Source organism: Aliivibrio friggae (genome assembly GCF_057368515.1).
The window spans coordinates 1-17,483 of record NZ_CM170648.1 but is presented as its reverse complement, the minus strand read 5'-3'; the positions used below and the strand labels follow the sequence as shown (position 1 = coordinate 17,483).

The following is a 17,483-nucleotide window of genomic DNA, read 5'->3' as shown; positions in this document are numbered from 1 at the left end:
AAAACATTCTAAATCGTAAAAACTAAAAAAGTCGCCTTCTTGGGCGACTTTTTTCGAGTTGATACCTAATTTGGTATCGTATTTATCATCTTATTTTTTAGAGATGATTTTTGTATCACGCGCTTGGTGGAACCAAAAACGCTTTCTGCCTGTTGATTTAGACATGAGATATCCTTCTTAACTTTAGTATAAACATGCATCAATACGATGCGCTTGTTTAGCCTGAGAAGAGATATTTATCTTATGTAATTTATACATAGAGAAGTTGTACGTTCTTTACCTCATCAATCTACTTATCTTAAAATAACGGTTTAAAAAAGTAGATAGCCCAATAACGATATTAGGTATAAAGCCAACGCATTTTCACAACTTCGATAGCACACGGTCATATTACATTATAAATAGATCCAGTTAGGCTTATTCGCTGCTAACGATCTGCTGAAATGTTCAATTATTAATAATTGGAAAAGTGAAATGAAACACGGAGATAATAGCTTTTTCGAAGATATTTTTCTGAGGGTTTTACTTGTACTTATTGCTTGTATTAATAACTCTATACATCAGAGCAAGGGTGCAAAATAACACGATCCAATAAAAAGTAAAGATCTTATTTACTCTTTTTTGAAAAATAATATCGCAGAGGATCTATGCAGAAAACGCATATTACTCATGTTTAAGTATCATTTTTTTTATTTGACTAACTCACCTACACTTATCTCATTGGTCAAACGCACTGTTTGATAATCGTTATTTATTCTTATTGGAGTTCGTTATGTTTAAAGCACTAGTTCTGAATCAAGAAGAGAGAAATACCATTGCTGCTGTTACTGAGATCGACGAGTCTCAGCTGCCTGAAGGTAATGTAAAAATCGATGTAAACTACTCTTCTCTAAACTATAAAGATGGCTTAGCGATTACTGGTAAAGGACGCATTGTTCGTAATTTCCCTATGGTTCCTGGTATTGATTTAGCCGGTGTTGTCTCTCAATCAGACGATGCTCGTTATAAAGCTGGCGATGAAGTCGTACTTACTGGCTGGGGCGTTGGTGAAGGTCATTGGGGCGGCATGGCTGAAAAAGCAAGCCTAAACGGTGACTGGTTAGTGCCAATGCCAAAAGGCTTAGACGCTAAAAAAGTAATGGCGATCGGTACGGCTGGTTTTACAGCAATGCTATGTGTTCAAGCGATTGTTGATGCAGGTATTAAACCAGAAGATGGTGAGATCTTAGTAACAGGTGCAAGCGGCGGTGTAGGTAGCGTATCAATCACGCTTCTTAACCAACTTGGTTATAAAGTTGCAGCGGTAACGGGCCGAGCTTCTTCAAATGGTGAACTGCTTAAATCATTAGGCGCATCACGCATTGTTGAACGTAGCGAACTAGAAGAACCAGCAAAACCATTAGAAAAACAACTATGGGCTGGCGCAATTGATACTGTGGGTAGCAAGGTGCTTGCTAAAGTATTAGCGCAAATTGATTACAACGGTGCAGTAGCAATATGTGGTCTTGCGGGTGGCTTTGATTTACCAACAACAGTAATGCCATTCATTCTACGTAATGTACGTTTGCAAGGTGTTGACTCTGTAATGTGCCCTCGTGAAAAACGCATCAAAGCATGGGAACAACTGGCAGAGCTTCTACCTGAGTCATTCTACGCTCAAGCAACTAAAGAAGTCTCTCTTGATGAAGCAATTCAAGCAGCAGAAGACATCACTAACGGCCAAATCACTGGTCGTGTGGTAATCAAAATTTAGTATTACTCACTAAAAGAATTTAATACTAAGCCCTACCTAGCTTAGTATTAATGTGAAAACATCAGTAAACCAAGGCAGCCTAATCGCTGCCTTTTTTATGCTTTACATAACGATAGCTGGATATTCTTCTTATACAAAACCAATGTCTTCAATACGTTTTTCTATCAATTTACCACACTCTTCTTTTACCACTTTTCTTAACCACGCTTGGGCTGGAGAAGTATCGCAGCGTGCATGCCAGATAAGTGAATAATCAAATGGGGTAAATTCAAACGGTAATGGTTTAATCACAAGATCATATCTTTCAGCAACCAAGTAAGCGAGATCCGCAGGAACTGTGATCACTAATGGCATTTTATCAACAATGGCCAACGCAGCTTCTAGGTGATACGCCCTAAGTACTTGTCTTCTTTCTCTTTGACCTAGTAATGCCGTATCTAATAATGCTTTTACGCCATCGCTGATCGCTATCATGGCATGAGGTAATGATAAATAATCATCTAGAGTCAGTGCTGATCCTGCAAGGGGATGGTTCTTAGATAACAAACACAGCACCCCAACCTGTCCCAATACGTCTTGTTTTAGTGGAGAAACAGAACCAATTGGACGACATATCGCCATATCCACTTTTTCAGTACTCAGCTGTTTAAACAAGTTCTCATGATTAAGAGAAGTAAACTCCAATGATATGTTCGGCGCTTGTTCGTAAATCTTAGGAAGTGCGTAAGGCAGGATCGTTTGCATCGCATAATCGGTGGTCGCAATTAAAAAATGCTGATCACAATACATAGGTGTAAAGTCACTCGGCGTGAGTAATTGACGTAAGGACTCCAACGGTTGGCTTATCTGCGCATTAATCTCTAAGGCTTTTTGAGTTGGGACTAAATGCTGACCTTGGCGAGTAAATAATGGGTCACCCAGTAAGTCTCGTAATCGTCCCAATACCCGACTCATTGCTGATTGACTCAAGTTCAATCGAAGAGCGGCTTGGCTAACACTGTTCTCTTCTAATAAGACTCGAAGAGCAATGAGTAAATTTAAATCACGGCGATAAACTTCTTCTAATTCCATTACTTAAACCTGCATCTGAAATACCCTAAGCGGTTTTTCTAGTGTAACGTTTTTTAGGATAAAAAAAATCCCGCAATTTATTCATATCTTGTTAGATTCAAGAACGACAAAGAGACGGGAAAGTTGGTGAGTAGTGTAATTATTAGTTATTAAGGGGGTTTCTAGTAATCTTTTTCTTCTGCGGCTTCACTTTCTGACCATGTTTTTAACTCAATCGTCAGTGCGATCATAACGGAGGCAAGGCTGATTAAAGGAAATAAACTGATATTTTCAGGAGTTCGTAGTACTAAGGAGCAAATCGTAACAAGACAAAGTACACAATAAGTAGTTAAGCGATCTATTTGAGTAAGCATATGGCGATCCTTCTGTTGCTTTCTATCTATAGCTAAGAGTAGCTAAAACAATAAAATAACCGTCCAATGTTAAAATATTGTTACCAACCAATTTACGCTCTTTCCAGTTCTTTTCCAATGAGTATTGATTATTTTTTTTACAGCAGTATGATCTTGGTCGCCTTTAACTGTAAAGAGATACAACGATGACCATCAACTTTGATAGCGCGACCCAAATACTAGAAGCGGAAGGATTACGCTGTCCTGAACCAGTAATGATGGTTAGAAAAACGATTCGACAGATGAAAGATGGTGACACCTTGCTGATCAAAGCGGATGACCCATCCACCACTCGCGACATTCCAAGTTTTTGTCGCTTTATGGATCATGAGCTACTTGCAGAAGACACAGATACGCTCCCTTACCGATTTTTAATTCGTAAAGGACTTCCAGTGTAAGAAATGATAAAGGCGACTCTATTGGTCGCCTTTATGCTATTTTTCATTATAAACAAACAGCTATTGAGTTTGCGTACTGATGTCTCGCACTTGTTTCTGAATATTTTCAATCTCATGCTGTAAGTTACGCATCTCTTTCTTCATTGGTAATACATAATGAACACGAACCCAAGCATCCACAGATAATGCAGTAGTGACAATCGCCCCTACTACCATGGGTACCCACATATCGGTTAATACCATTCCTAATAAATTAAGTGCTAATGCCACTGTAAATAAATAGCACTGGCTTTGTGGTGAGATAGCTAAAAAGCGAGTCATGATAAGCTCCTTTCCTTTAAGAAACAGATACCAATACAACTAATTATAGCTATAGATTACCACCTCTATTACAAAACCTATGTGGCTAGTATCACACTCTTATTCGGATTTTATGAAAGTTTGATGACACCGTTCATCACAATCAAACCTCTATTCCCCCGTATACACAATCATCACTTTATCTGATTCATTTTTGCGTATAACAGCGTAATAAGGCTCTTGTTTAACGACTTGATAATCACCTTGTACTATCGCGGAATGATTCCCTCTAAAAGAGAGTAATTTCTTCCAATGAGAACGCAAAGACCAATATTGCCCTGTCGCATCTTCCCAATTCATCATGCTATATAAGTCACCAGGCTTGGCACTTTCATCACCATACCAGATGGAAACACTGCCATTAGACAGTAACAAGGTCGAGGCAGCATCTCGATACTGTGCATAATTGTCAGCCGTTAATTCTGGTTGTTTATCTTTATCAAACCAAGTGAGTGCATGTATTGGCGCTTTCTCTTGTGCATTAGTTTGTTCATTTAACGGTAAGCATTGGGATTCAATAGTATGAATTTGAGGAATAAAATGATTTTGGTTTTCTAAATCAACAATAATAAATGAAGAACCTTCAAGCGCTTTGTATTGATTGTCTTTCTTCCACGCTTCAAATGCTTTGCTACCTTGAGCTTCAAACTGTTTGGTTAATTGTGGTGTAGATTGGGATAAAACAAGCCCATCAATACCAAATTTAGACACCCATGACGTTACCCACTGAGTTAATAGCGCGTCTTTCTTTTTACTTTCTTGAGTCACTGCTGTGGTCGGTTTATTAATAAAGAACTCTGGCGTCGACACGGCTCCTTCATACTTTAGATCAGACCAATCAGAAGACCACCACTGTGGAATTTGACCATTCTCATCGTTAAATGCATCAAGATAGTGAGTTAGATTTTGTCCTTCTTTTGGTTGCCAATCATTCCAATAACTTGGTAGTTCACTACTATCTTGCGGTTGAACCGTAAATTGCTGTAAATCGGCAAGGCTTGGCTTGGAAGGTGCTGTATCAATACTCCACACCACTCGCATTCCCAATTGATGAGCAGAATCTATAAAGATCCTCATCTCTTGTTCGCTACCCATGTTGGTATCGAGCTGAGTCCAATCTAGTGTTGCTCCGCCTGCATATGGGTATTCTGGTGTGTTTCCATCTTTACCAGGAAGCCAACCGTGAACTTGTTCTAATGGCGTCGAAAGCCACAATACATCAACGCCTAACTCAGCCAAATAATCTAACTTCTTCGTTAAGCCTGCGATATCACCACCTTTAAAGCCTTGAGCTGATGTTTGACGACCATAACTGTGGTCATTCCAACCATTACCATTATAAAAACGATCTGTGGCGATATGATAAAACGTGGCGCTCTGCCATTGGAAACCAATCTTCTCTCTTTCTGATTCTAATACTGATATAGATTCTAATAAAAGTAATCCACCACTATGACGGCTTGGCGTTAATGTTATCTGGCCATCTTTAACCTGAGCGATATCGCCAGAATAAGCATCAGTAACAACATCACCTTCAGACCACAGTTCAGAAACCGTCACTGTAACAGGCTGAATACCTAACGAAGGACATATAGTCTCTTTATGAATAGCTTGATCTGCTGAAGTAGCCTCAGTTGTTATAGAAGCGTTTGAATTATCCGTAGATGGTAACGAGGTACTTTGACACCCGGCCAGAAGAGAAAGAGAGATAAACGTTGCACACACAGATAATTTCATCGAAACCAGCGGCCTAATAAAAAAGAAGAACATCAATTGTAGTCACTGTTAGTCATATAATTAACCTCTAATTTTCGAAAATACGATATCTAGACAAAAAAATACCCCGCAAAAGCGAGGCATTTCATGAAATAGAGCTATTTCTTATTTTTGAAGAAGAGAAATATCTGCAATATCTAAGAACAGGTTACGTAGCTTATTAAGCAGTGTTAAGCGGTTAATCTTAAGCGCTTCATCATCAGCCATAACCATAACACCATCAAAGAAAGCATCAACAGGCTCACGTAGCTCAGCTAAGCGGCTTAATGCTTCTTGATAATTACCAGCAATAAATACTGGTTCTAGTGCTTCAGCTAGGATCTCAACTTTCTCAGCCAATACTTTCTCTGCATCTTCTTGTAGAAGAGCTAGATCGATTTCTTGAGCTAGTTCACCATCGAATTTCGCAAGGATATTACCTACACGCTTATTCGCAGCCGCTAGAGATTCAGCAGCGTCTAGTTCACGGAAGTGAGATACCGCTTTCACACGCTTATCAAAATCAGCAGGCTTAGTCGGACGACGAGCTAGTACCGCTTGGATGATGTCTACGCTGAAACCTTCATCTTGGTACCATGCTCGGAAACGGCCTAGCATAAAATCAATCACATCAGTGTCTACGTTTGCATTCGTTAGCTTAGTTGACCCATCTTCTAGAGCAAATAGAGATTGCGCTTTAGCCACTAGATCAACTAGGTCTAAGTTGTAATCTTTTTCAACGATGATACGTAGGATACCCAGTGCAGCACGACGAAGTGCAAATGGATCAGAGCCTTTTGGTGCTTGACCAATGCCGAAGATACCCACAAGTGTATCTAGTTTATCTGCCATTGCTACTGATGCAGATACATCAGTACTTGGTAGATCATCACCAGCGAAACGAGGCATGTATTGCTCGTAAAGCGCTAATGCAACTTGTGCATCTTCACCATCGTGAGTTGCATAGTGCATACCCATAACACCTTGAGTATCTGTAAATTCAAATACCATTGATGTCATCAAGTCACACTTAGCTAAAAGACCTGCACGTTGAGATTTCTCAACATCTGCACCGATTTGCTCAGCGATGTAGCCAGCTAGCTCAGTAATACGGTCTGTTTTGTCCTTGATTGTGCCCAATTGCTTTTGGAAGATAGCTTGCTCTAGTTCAGGCAGACGGTCGATAAGCGGACGCTTACGGTCTGTATTGAAGAAGAACTCAGCATCAGCAAGACGCGGACGAACCACTTTCTCATTACCTTCGATAATGTGACGAGGCTCTTTAGATTCGATGTTAGTAACAAAGATGAAGTTAGGAAGTAGGTTCTTCTCTTGATCGTATACTGGGAAGTACTTTTGATCGCCCTTCATTGTGTAAACTAGCGCTTCAGAAGGAACGTTTAAGAACTCTTGCTCGAACTTAGCGGTTAATACAACAGGCCATTCAACCAGAGACGTTACTTCTTCAACTAACTCATCTTCTAAATCCGCTGTACCACCAACTTCTTGAGCTGCTTTTTGAGCATCAGCAAGGATGATCGCTTTACGCGCATCGTAGTCAGCCATTACTTTACCGCGCTCTTCTAAGATCGCAGGGTATTGGTCAGCAGAATCAATCGTAAACTCGCTTTCACCCATGAAACGGTGACCACGGATAGTACGAGCAGAAGCAACACCTAGGATAGAGCCTTCAACTAATTCGTCACCCAATAGGATAGTCAGTGTTTTCACTGGACGAATAAATTGAATGTCTGAGTTACCCCAACGCATTGCTTTAGGAATTGGTAAACCAGCCAGTGCTTTTGCTGCTAATTCAACAACAAGCTCTTGTACCGGTTGGCCTTTCACTGATTGCTTATGAAGTAGCCATTCGCCTTTGTCTGTTTTTAGGCGCTCAGCTTGCTCAACCGTAATACCATTACCACGAGCCCAGCCTTGAGCTGCTTTAGTTGGATTACCGTCAGCATCAAATGCAGATGCGATAGCTGGACCACGTTTCTCAACAATTTTATCCGCTTGGCCTTCATCTAATTCAGACACTTTAAGCGCTAAACGACGAGGAGTTGCGTACCATTTAACACCTTGGTGTGCTAAGTCAGCCGCTTTAAGGCCAGCTTCAAAGTTAGCAGCAAACGCTTCAGCTAATGAACGAAGCGCTTTTGGTGGAAGCTCTTCAGTACCTAATTCGATTAGAAAATTCTTCGCCATGATTACTTCTCCTCAGTTGCTGTCGGTTTATTAGAACGACACATAGGGAAGCCTAATGCTTCACGTGATGCATAGTATGCTTCTGCAACCGATTTAGTTAGGTTACGAATACGAAGAATGTAACGTTGACGCTCAGTTACTGAGATCGCCTTACGAGCATCTAACAGGTTGAATGCATGGCCTGCTTTTAGAATGCGCTCGTACGCTGGAAGCGGTAATGGCTTTTCAAGCTCAAGCAATTCTTTACACTCTTTCTCACACTGATCGAAGAAACCAAATAGGAAATCAACGTCTGCGTGTTCAAAGTTGTAAGTCGATTGCTCAACTTCGTTTTGGTGGAAGATATCACCGTAAGTAACCACACCTTGAGGACCATGATTCCATACAAGATCGTAAACCGAATCTACTTCTTGAATGTACATAGCAAGACGTTCGATACCGTAAGTGATTTCCCCAGTAACAGGTTTACACTCAAGACCACCCACTTGTTGGAAGTAAGTGAATTGCGTTACTTCCATGCCGTTTAGCCAGATTTCCCAGCCTAGACCCCAAGCGCCCAATGTTGGGTTTTCCCAGTTGTCTTCTACGAAACGAATATCATGAACAAGAGGATCGATACCAAGCACTTCTAAAGAACCTAAGTACAGCTCTTGAATGTTATCTGGAGAAGGCTTTAACGCTACCTGAAATTGATAGTAGTGCTGCAGACGGTTAGGGTTCTCACCATAACGGCCATCCGTAGGACGACGAGATGGTTGAACATAAGCGGTAGCCATTGGCTCTGGGCCAAGTGCACGCAGACATGTCATTGGATGAGATGTACCTGCACCCACTTCCATATCTAATGGCTGTACAATCGTACAACCTTGTTGTGCCCAATAATCCTGCAGCGCGAGGATCATTCCCTGGAAGGTTTTGATATCGTATTTTTGCATAATTTAATTCGCGCGATGGTTGATAAATATAACCAAGAAGTATACCTCGCTGACCCCTTTGGGAGTAGCAAAAATAAGCACTTTATGAAAAATCACGTTGAGTTTACGGCCTAAGCAATGAAATAAGGGCTTATCTTGGCTCTTTATCTCTGTTTGGTGTTGAGGTATGTTGTTAAAACAATCAGTACATCCACTCTCTAATTATCACGGTAGTCGTAATGAAGTTTACTCAATTTGGCGAAAAATTTACTCGTTACAGCGGAATCACCCAATTAATGGATGATCTAAATGATGGCCTACGCACCCCTGGCGCGATCATGCTCGGTGGCGGTAACCCAGCAGGCATTCCCGCCATGCTCGACTACTTTAAAGACGCCTCACAAAAAATGCTCGATTCAGGTGAATTGGTAGCAGCAATGGCCAACTATGATGGTCCGCAAGGCAAAGACAGCTTTGTGAAGGCGTTGGCTAATTTACTTAAAGAAACCTACGGTTGGGATATCAGCTCTAAAAACATCAGCCTAACCAATGGTTCTCAAAGTGCATTTTTTAGCTTATTCAATTTATTAGCAGGTACTTATGCTGATGGCTCTAAAAAGAAAATTTTATTGCCTCTTGCGCCTGAATACATTGGTTATGCGGATTCTGAATTAGAAGTTGATAGCTTCATTTCTTATCGTCCAGAGATTGAATTGCTCGATAACGGTTTGTTTAAATACCATGTCGATTTTAGTCAGCTTAACGTTGATGATTCTGTTGGCGCTATCTGTATTTCTCGCCCTACAAATCCGACAGGCAATGTAATTACTGATGATGAAGTAATTAAACTGGATAAACTAGCGCGTGAAAATAATATTCCATTAATTCTCGATAATGCTTATGGCACCCCTTTCCCGAATATTATCTTTGAAGAAGTCACGCCATTTTGGAATGAAAACACCATTCTTTGTATGAGCCTTTCTAAATTAGGTTTACCGGGCTTACGCTGTGGCATCGTGATTGCCAATGAGAAAATGACAGAAGCGATGACCAATCTAAACGGCATTATCAGTTTAGCGCCGGGAAGTATGGGACCAGCGTTGGGTCTGCACATGATTGAGTCTGGTGATTTATTGCGTTTAAGTGAAGACGTAATACAGCCGTTCTACCGTCACAAATCTCAAGCTGCCGTGAAGATGCTACAAACGGCGATTACCGATCCTCGTTTTCGAATTCACAAACCAGAAGGCGCTATTTTCTTGTGGCTATGGTTTAATGAACTGCCAATCACCACAATGGAACTGTACAAACGCTTGAAAGCACGCGGTGTCTTAATTGTCCCTGGGGAATACTTCTTTATTGGCCAATACGACAGCTGGGATCATGCTCACCAATGTTTACGTATGAACTATGTACAAGATGAAGTCATGATGCAAAAAGGCATCGATATCATTGCAGAAGAAGTGCTGAAGGCGTATTCAGAGTAAATAAAAAGCGGTGAGTTGTGTGCTTATGACTCATTGCTTTTCCATCACCAACAAATGGCAATATCAAGTGTTGAATGAGCATCAATGACAAACAGCATTGGTGATTCCAAAGCAATAAGTCATCACTATTTCTAATACCCGCTGTAATAAAATACAGACACAAAAAAGGCGCTATCACAGCGCCTTCATTTCAAACTTTTACCAAGCTACTATTAGCTTTCCAGTAAATTACTGCCGTTAATAGCAATCTTACGTGGTTGCATCGCTTCTGGAATTTCACGTTCTAAATCAACATGCAGTAAACCATTCTCCATGGTTGCGCCCACCACTTTCACGTAATCCGCTAACTGGAATTTACGCTCAAAGTTACGCTCTGCAATACCTTGGTATAAATAGGTTTTAGTTTCATCAGCATCAGGACGTTCACCACGTACAATCAGCATATTTTCGTGTTGAGTTAAATCGATTTGTTCTTCAGCAAAACCCGCCACCGCCATAGTTATACGGTAGTTATGTTCTGATTTTTGCTCGATGTTGTACGGAGGGTAACCGCCATTTGTTTTTGCCGTGTTATTTTCCATTAGATTGAAAAGACGATCAAAACCAATTGCTGAACGGTACAGTGGTGTGAAATCTACATTACGCATAATACTATCCTTTACTTTAAGCAATAGTGAGCACAACTACCCCAAACTTGGGTCCTTAGTTGACTCTATCAAATTATAAGACTTTCCATTTTGGACAAGTCATTTTCAAAAGACCCTTTCGGCATCCTCTTCATAACTAGATATGCGGCTCAGTGAGTGTACTTTCAAGAGAATAGCCAAAAAAATTTCCAATTCCCGTTCAAAACAAACACTAACCAACTGAACGATAAACGAAAATAAACCCCAAATTCCAGACAAAAAAAGCACCGCTAATTAGCAGTGCTTCTTAATATTCAATTTAAGCATTTATGATTCTAGATGAAGTCAGTTCGTTCTAATTCAAGAAGAAGGCGCGGAGCTTATGAACATAAGTGAGCACCTTCGACGCAGAAGTAGGACTAACTGGCAAAATATAGAATTATAAAATTTATACGTCTAAGTTAGCAACGCGCAATGCGTTTTCTTCAATGAAGTTACGACGCGGCTCAACATGATCACCCATTAGCGTAGTAAACAACTCATCCGCACTTACTGCGTCATTAATCGTTACTTGCATCATACGGCGAGAATCAGGATCCATCGTTGTTTCCCAAAGCTGCTCAGGGTTCATCTCACCTAGACCTTTGTAACGTTGTAAGTAAACGCCACGACGAGAGTCCTTGATCAACCATGCAATCGCTTCATCCAGTGTTTCTACTGGTTGTTTACGCTCACCACGTTGTGCATAAGCACCTTCTTCAATCAAACCATTAAGCGCTTCTGATAAATCAGCGATACGACCGTACTCTTTCGAATTCAGTAGATCTGCACTTAATACGTATTCATGTTGAACACCGTGAGTACGAACAACAAGCTTAGGCTGGTGAATATTTAACTCTTCGTTAAAATCTAGCGCTGGATTGTATTGGCTTGCACCAGTTTCGTGCTCGTTAAGATCAGCAACTAATGCCTCAGTCCATGCTTGAACTGTCGCTTCGTTTTCACACTCTTCTTGAGTTAAACGAGGCGTGTAAACTAAACGATTTAATAGCGCTAATGGGTAACGACGACTCATGCGCTCGATCAACTTAACCACACCATTAAAGGTACGAATTAAATTCTCAAGCTCTTGACCAAAGATAGACTCGTTTGGATTAACAAATAACGCTGCATTATCTAACGCTTGCGTGATTTGGTATTCACCCATCGCTTCTTCATCTTTAATGTATTGCTCTTGTTTACCTTTCTTCACTTTGTAAAGTGGTGGTTGAGCAATGTAGATGTAGCCACGCTCAATCAGCTCAGGCATTTGACGGTAGAAGAAAGTCAAAAGTAGAGTACGGATGTGAGAACCATCGACATCGGCATCAGTCATGATGATGATGTTGTGGTAACGCAGTTTATCCGGATTGTATTCGTCACGACCAATACCACAACCTAATGCAGTAATTAGCGTACCAACCTCTTGAGAAGAGATCATTTTATCAAAACGTGCTTTTTCTACGTTAAGAATTTTACCTTTAAGCGGAAGGATCGCTTGGTTTTTACGGTTACGTCCCTGCTTGGCTGAACCGCCAGCAGAGTCCCCTTCCACTATGTATAGTTCAGATTGTGCAGGATCTTTTTCCTGACAATCAGCAAGCTTACCAGGAAGACCTGCAATATCTAACGCGCCTTTACGACGAGTCATTTCACGAGCTTTACGAGCCGCTTCACGTGCACGAGCTGCATCAATGATTTTAGAACAAACCATTTTTGCTTCGCCTGGGTTTTCCGCTAAGAATTCAGCTAATTTTTCATTCATTGCCGATTCAACCGCAGACTTCACTTCTGAAGAAACCAGTTTGTCTTTAGTTTGGCTTGAGAATTTAGGATCAGGAACTTTAACAGAAACAACCGCCGTTAGACCTTCACGCGCATCATCACCTGATGCAGATGATTTCGCTTTCTTAGAAAAGCCTTCTTTGTCCATGAAGGTATTTAATGTACGCGTTAACGCTGAACGGAAGCCAGATAAGTGAGCACCACCATCGCGTTGAGGGATGTTATTGGTGTAACAGAAGATGTTCTCTTGGTAAGAATCATTCCACTGCATAGCAACTTCAACAACAATACCGTCTTCTTTACGTTCAGCATCAAAGTAGAAGATTTTTTGGTGAACAGGCGTTTTATTACGGTTTAAATGAGTAACGAACGCTTGAATACCACCTTCGAACATGAAGTGATCAGATTTATCTTCTTCACGCATGTCTTGTAGAATAATAGACACACCAGAGTTCAAGAATGAAAGTTCACGTAGACGTTTAGCTAAGATGTCATACACAAACTCAACGTTTGTAAATGTTTGCTCACTAGGCCAAAAACGAATTTTAGTACCTGTTGTGTCTGTTGTGCCCACAACCGCTAATGGCGCTTGAGGTTCACCGTGACAATACGTTTGTTGAAAGATTTCACCTTTACGATTAATCGTTAGTTCAACTTTTTCAGACAATGCGTTTACAACCGAAACACCTACGCCGTGAAGACCACCTGATACTTTATAAGAGTTATCATCAAACTTACCACCAGCGTGAAGTACCGTCATGATAACTTCTGCTGCAGATACGCCTTCTTCTTCGTGAATTTCAGTTGGAATACCACGGCCATCATCAGTAACAGAAACAGAGTTATCTTCGTGAATCGTTACAATAATATCATTACAGTGACCAGCAAGAGCTTCATCGATTGAGTTATCGACAACCTCAAACACCATGTGGTGAAGACCAGTACCGTCGTCGGTGTCGCCGATATACATACCCGGACGTTTACGTACCGCATCCAGACCTTTTAGTACTTTAATACTCGATGAATCATAATTTTCTGACATGAGTTACTCTCGCGTTTTTATCCTTGGGCTATTTTGCCATGTTCTATCTTGAACATCTTGCTTTCTTCATCATGCATATCTGCAATCTGATCAGCAGTTATTGAACTAATAAACACCTGTGCCTTCGTCTGTTTCAAATATTGAGCCAGCAATTGGCGACGGTGGCTATCTAGTTCAGAAGCAAAATCGTCTATTAAATAGATGCACTGCTTTCCTGTTGCCTCAGTTAAATGTTGTCCTTGCGCTAATCGTAGCGCACATACCATCAACTTAAGTTGACCACGAGACAACACATCCTCAACAGGAGTGCCTGCAACTTTAATTCGTAAGTCGGCTTTATTTGGGCCGCCGACGGTATAGCCCAGCTGTTTATCTCGCTCAAAGTTTTTCTTGAGCAAATCTGCGTATGGGGTTTCTCTGTCCCAACCGCGATAGTATGACAGCTTTATGTCATATTCAGGTAAGAATGCCTGACATATTTGTTGAGTCGCTTCAGATATGTGATTGATGTAGTCTACACGCCATTGATCTATTTTTTCAGCCAATTGCGCCAGTTCTAAATCCCAGTAGCTTAACTCTCGATAACTGTGTGCCGTTTTTAATAATGCGTTACGTTGTTTAGTTAGTCGCTTCACTCGACTCCATGCTTCATAAAAAGCAGGTTCCACGTGAAACACTCCCCAATCAATAAACGCTCGGCGAAATTTAGGGCCATCAGTAACTAATTCAAACCCTTCCGGGTGGATCAGTTGAAGTGGTAAAACCTTGGCTAATTGTGCCAGTTTTTGACCACTTTCTCCGCCTATTTTAACTTCAGTTGTCCCATCACGCTGTTTATTTATGCCGATTGGCAATTCAAACTTATCTGGAGTGGTAAAACGTCCATGAATAAAAAGCTCGTCACAGTCATTTCGAATAATTCGACCTGTTAACGAGCTTTTAAATGAACGACCGTGTCCGAGCAAATATATCGCTTCTAAAACACTGGTTTTGCCACTGCCATTAGCACCAGTAACAAAGTTAAATCCTGATGATAATTGAATATCGCACGTCTTTATATTGCGAAAATCATTAATAATTAAGCGTGATAATGGCATTGATAATTAATATCTTATAGACGGATTGGCATAACAACATATTGTGCTTCATCATTAGCGCAATCTTCTACTAACGCACTTGCATTCGCAGTTGTCATTGAGATTCGTACACGCTCACATTTTAATGTATTCAATACATCGATAACATAGCTAACATTAAAACCGATCTCGATATCATCGCCCTGGAAATCAACGTCTAAGATTTCTTCTGCTTCTTCTTGCTCAGGGTTATTTGCAGTAATACGCATTTGGTTGTTCGCTAAATTAACACGAACCCCACGGAATTTCTCATTCGATAAGATCGCCGCTCGAGCAAATGCTTGGCGCAACTCATCACAATCCGCTTCTAATGTTTTGTTGCTGCTTTGCGGCATTACACGTCGATAATCAGGAAAACGTCCATCAACAAGCTTAGAAGTAAAAACAAAATTATTCACTTCAGCTCGTACATTCGAATTACCAAACTGTAAAGTAACACTCTGATCTGGTGAGTCAAGTAGACGAACCAGCTCTTGGATGCCTTTGCGTGGCATGATCACTTGTTGTTCAGGAAGCTCAGACTCTACAGGCATATTACATACTGCCATTCGGTGACCGTCGGTTGCTACAGAACGGAAGATATTGCCTTGCGTTTCAAACATCATACCATTGAGGTAGTAACGAACATCTTGGTTCGCCATTGAAAATTGTGTGCTTTCAATTAGCTTGCGAAGCTGTGCCTGAGAGAGGGTAATTTCTACCTCACTCTGCCAACCTTCAATATTTGGAAAGTCATTAGCCGGTAATGTTGCCAATGTGAATCGACTGCGGCCAGAACGAACTAATACACGATCGCCTTCCAATATAATAGTAATCGTTGCGCTGTCAGGCAAACCACGACAAATGTCTAGGAACTTACGCGATGGAACCGTCACGGCACCCGCTTCAAAATCACCTTCCAGAGTAATTCGACTGATCAGCTCTACTTCTAAATCGGTTGCGGTCATTGAAAGTTGACCATTTTCTACCTGAAGTAAGATATTACCTAAGATTGGCAATGATGGACGGCCACCTAGGGCACCAGATACTTGTTGCAGTGGCTTTAATAGCAAGCTGCGTTCAATAGAAAATTTCATAATACTCGTTTATTTAAAAGTAGATAATGACTTACGATGATAACGTTCGGATTAAGTTAGAGTAGTCTTCTTTTATATCATGACTCTCTTCACGTAATTGCGCTATTTTACGACAAGCATGAAGTACTGTTGTATGGTCTCGACCACCAAATGCATCACCGATCTCAGGTAAGCTGTGGTTGGTTAATTCTTTTGATAACGCCATCGCCAATTGACGTGGACGAGCAACAGAACGAGAACGACGCTTAGAAAGTAAATCCGCCATCTTGATCTTGTAGTACTCAGCAACGGTTTTTTGAATATTATCGATCGTGACTAACTTTTCTTGAAGCGCTAATAAATCTCGAAGAGCTTCACGTACAAAATCAATCGTAATTGCGCGACCAGTAAAGTTTGCATTGGCAATTACACGGTTTAACGCCCCTTCTAATTCACGCACATTTGAGCGTAAACGTTTTGCAATAAAGAAGGCAACTTCATCGGCCAGATGAATCTGATGATCTTCTGCTTTCTTCATTAAGATAGCAACACGTGTTTCTAATTCTGGCGGTTCAATCGCAACCGTAAGACCCCAACCAAAGCGAGACTTAAGACGGTCTTCAACCCCATTGATTTCTCTTGGGTATTTATCTGATGTCAGAATAATTTGTTGATTGCCTTCCAATAGCGCATTAAAGGTATGGAAGAACTCTTCTTGCGAACGCTCTTTATTCGCAAAAAATTGAATATCATCAATAAGCAATGCATCAACACTGCGGTAATAACGTTTGAATTCTTCAATCGCATTATTTTGCAGTGCTTTAACCATATCTTGCACAAAACGTTCAGAGTGCATGTATACCACTTTAGCATCTGGTTTACGTTCAAGAATCGCATTACCAACCGCTTGCAATAAGTGGGTTTTACCTAAGCCAGTTCCACCATATAAGAAAAGTGGATTATACGCCGTTCCTGGGTTATCAGAGACTTGGCGAGCAGCAGCTAAACCAAGCTGGTTTGATTTACCTTCAACGAAGTTAGTAAATTTATGTTTAGGGTTAACATTAGAACGGTGATTTAAATCAGCAGACGCAGGCTCAGCTCCCTGAGATTCCCATGGCTTATTCACTGATTGTCGAGCTTGAAGCTGTGCAGGAGCTGAAGTTGAGGCAGCAACATCTGCAGCCGTTCTTTTTGGCTCTAGTGGAGCAGATACAGGCTTACTTCCTACTTCAAAACGTAAAGTAGGAACATCACTACCGCAGAACTCATTTAATAATGAGTTAATGCTATTTAGGTATTTATCACGAACCCAATCCAATACGAAGCGGTTCGGCGCAAATAGCGTAAGGGTATTGTCATTTAATTCAGCTTGCAGTGGTCTAACCCACATGCTGAATTCTGCGGAAGGTAATTCTTCTTGAAGGCGCTGTAAACACTGCAGCCAAAGCGATGAAGACAC

General features: G+C 40.9%; 14 protein-coding genes. 3 read left to right on the top strand and 11 right to left on the bottom strand.

Going from position 1 to position 17,483, the window contains the following annotated elements; genetic code table 11:
* Positions 1-772 precede the first annotated feature (772 nt).
* Positions 773-1,753 (top strand): acrylyl-CoA reductase (NADPH), encoded by a 981-nt coding sequence (gene acuI, locus AC2INI_RS00070; RefSeq protein ID WP_274443690.1) that lies wholly within the window; start codon positions 773-775, stop codon positions 1,751-1,753.
* Positions 1,754-1,882: 129 nt separating this feature from the next.
* On the opposite strand, the gene AC2INI_RS00065 is transcribed toward acuI, so the two are convergent.
* Both AC2INI_RS00065 and AC2INI_RS00060 read right to left on the bottom strand, forming a co-directional pair.
* Positions 1,883-2,824, bottom strand: a complete 942-nt coding sequence (locus tag AC2INI_RS00065) for a LysR family transcriptional regulator (RefSeq protein ID WP_446702812.1) — start codon at positions 2,822-2,824, stop codon at positions 1,883-1,885.
* Between the two features lie 161 nt (positions 2,825-2,985).
* Positions 2,986-3,177 (bottom strand): hypothetical protein, encoded by a 192-nt coding sequence (locus tag AC2INI_RS00060; protein WP_446702811.1) that lies wholly within the window; start codon positions 3,175-3,177, stop codon positions 2,986-2,988.
* A gap of 185 nt (positions 3,178-3,362) precedes the next feature.
* Between AC2INI_RS00060 and tusA the strand changes: the two genes are divergently transcribed.
* Complete coding sequence (tusA, locus tag AC2INI_RS00055) at positions 3,363-3,614, top strand: sulfurtransferase TusA (protein ID WP_486305045.1); 252 nt, start codon at positions 3,363-3,365, stop codon at positions 3,612-3,614.
* A gap of 60 nt (positions 3,615-3,674) precedes the next feature.
* On the opposite strand, the gene AC2INI_RS00050 is transcribed toward tusA, so the two are convergent.
* From AC2INI_RS00050 to glyQ, 4 genes are all read right to left on the bottom strand, one after another.
* Positions 3,675-3,935, bottom strand: a complete 261-nt coding sequence (locus tag AC2INI_RS00050; protein WP_122033429.1) for a hypothetical protein — start codon at positions 3,933-3,935, stop codon at positions 3,675-3,677.
* A 150-nt stretch (positions 3,936-4,085) separates the two neighbouring features.
* A complete protein-coding gene (locus AC2INI_RS00045) occupies positions 4,086-5,711 on the bottom strand; it encodes an alpha-amylase (protein WP_486305044.1) in 1,626 nt (541 codons plus the stop codon).
* A 144-nt stretch (positions 5,712-5,855) separates the two neighbouring features.
* On the bottom strand, positions 5,856-7,937 hold the full coding sequence (gene glyS, locus AC2INI_RS00040; RefSeq protein WP_486305043.1) for a glycine--tRNA ligase subunit beta: 2,082 nt from the start codon (positions 7,935-7,937) through the stop codon (positions 5,856-5,858).
* Positions 7,938-7,939: 2 nt separating this feature from the next.
* Positions 7,940-8,872, bottom strand: coding sequence for a glycine--tRNA ligase subunit alpha (gene glyQ / locus AC2INI_RS00035; protein ID WP_060993456.1), 933 nt, complete (start codon positions 8,870-8,872; stop codon positions 7,940-7,942).
* 218 nt (positions 8,873-9,090) lie between these two features.
* On the opposite strand from glyQ, the gene AC2INI_RS00030 reads away from it, so the two are divergent.
* Complete coding sequence (locus tag AC2INI_RS00030; RefSeq protein ID WP_486305042.1) at positions 9,091-10,338, top strand: valine--pyruvate transaminase; 1,248 nt, start codon at positions 9,091-9,093, stop codon at positions 10,336-10,338.
* Positions 10,339-10,550: 212 nt separating this feature from the next.
* Here the strand turns inward: AC2INI_RS00030 and ibpA are convergent, their stop codons facing one another.
* From ibpA to dnaA, 5 genes are all read right to left on the bottom strand, one after another.
* Positions 10,551-10,985, bottom strand: a complete 435-nt coding sequence (gene ibpA / locus AC2INI_RS00025; RefSeq protein WP_017020776.1) for a small heat shock chaperone IbpA — start codon at positions 10,983-10,985, stop codon at positions 10,551-10,553.
* 427 nt (positions 10,986-11,412) lie between these two features.
* Positions 11,413-13,830 carry a DNA topoisomerase (ATP-hydrolyzing) subunit B gene (gyrB, locus tag AC2INI_RS00020; RefSeq protein WP_122033434.1) on the bottom strand — a complete coding sequence of 806 codons (2,418 nt, stop codon included), beginning with the start codon at positions 13,828-13,830 and terminating at the stop codon, positions 11,413-11,415.
* A 17-nt stretch (positions 13,831-13,847) separates the two neighbouring features.
* Positions 13,848-14,927, bottom strand: a complete 1,080-nt coding sequence (gene recF, locus AC2INI_RS00015) for a DNA replication/repair protein RecF (RefSeq protein WP_486305041.1) — start codon at positions 14,925-14,927, stop codon at positions 13,848-13,850.
* Between the two features lie 14 nt (positions 14,928-14,941).
* The gene (gene dnaN, locus AC2INI_RS00010; protein WP_122033436.1) at positions 14,942-16,042 is read right to left on the bottom strand and encodes a DNA polymerase III subunit beta; all 1,101 of its coding nucleotides are present in this window, start codon (positions 16,040-16,042) and stop codon (positions 14,942-14,944) included.
* A gap of 31 nt (positions 16,043-16,073) precedes the next feature.
* Complete coding sequence (dnaA, locus tag AC2INI_RS00005; protein WP_122033437.1) at positions 16,074-17,483, bottom strand: chromosomal replication initiator protein DnaA; 1,410 nt, start codon at positions 17,481-17,483, stop codon at positions 16,074-16,076.

Bases quoted from the DNA above. Each gene is read 5' to 3' on its own strand.
- acuI (WP_274443690.1), top strand. From the start codon at position 773: ATGTTTAAAGCACTAGTTCTGAATCAAGAAGAGAGAAATACCATTGCT.
- AC2INI_RS00065 (WP_446702812.1), bottom strand. From the start codon at position 2,824: ATGGAATTAGAAGAAGTTTATCGCCGTGATTTAAATTTACTCATTGCT.
- AC2INI_RS00060 (WP_446702811.1), bottom strand. From the start codon at position 3,177: ATGCTTACTCAAATAGATCGCTTAACTACTTATTGTGTACTTTGTCTT.
- tusA (WP_486305045.1), top strand. From the start codon at position 3,363: ATGACCATCAACTTTGATAGCGCGACCCAAATACTAGAAGCGGAAGGA.
- AC2INI_RS00050 (WP_122033429.1), bottom strand. From the start codon at position 3,935: ATGACTCGCTTTTTAGCTATCTCACCACAAAGCCAGTGCTATTTATTT.
- AC2INI_RS00045 (WP_486305044.1), bottom strand. From the start codon at position 5,711: ATGAAATTATCTGTGTGTGCAACGTTTATCTCTCTTTCTCTTCTGGCC.
- glyS (WP_486305043.1), bottom strand. From the start codon at position 7,937: ATGGCGAAGAATTTTCTAATCGAATTAGGTACTGAAGAGCTTCCACCA.
- glyQ (WP_060993456.1), bottom strand. From the start codon at position 8,872: ATGCAAAAATACGATATCAAAACCTTCCAGGGAATGATCCTCGCGCTG.
- AC2INI_RS00030 (WP_486305042.1), top strand. From the start codon at position 9,091: ATGAAGTTTACTCAATTTGGCGAAAAATTTACTCGTTACAGCGGAATC.
- ibpA (WP_017020776.1), bottom strand. From the start codon at position 10,985: ATGCGTAATGTAGATTTCACACCACTGTACCGTTCAGCAATTGGTTTT.
- gyrB (WP_122033434.1), bottom strand. From the start codon at position 13,830: ATGTCAGAAAATTATGATTCATCGAGTATTAAAGTACTAAAAGGTCTG.
- recF (WP_486305041.1), bottom strand. From the start codon at position 14,927: ATGCCATTATCACGCTTAATTATTAATGATTTTCGCAATATAAAGACG.
- dnaN (WP_122033436.1), bottom strand. From the start codon at position 16,042: ATGAAATTTTCTATTGAACGCAGCTTGCTATTAAAGCCACTGCAACAA.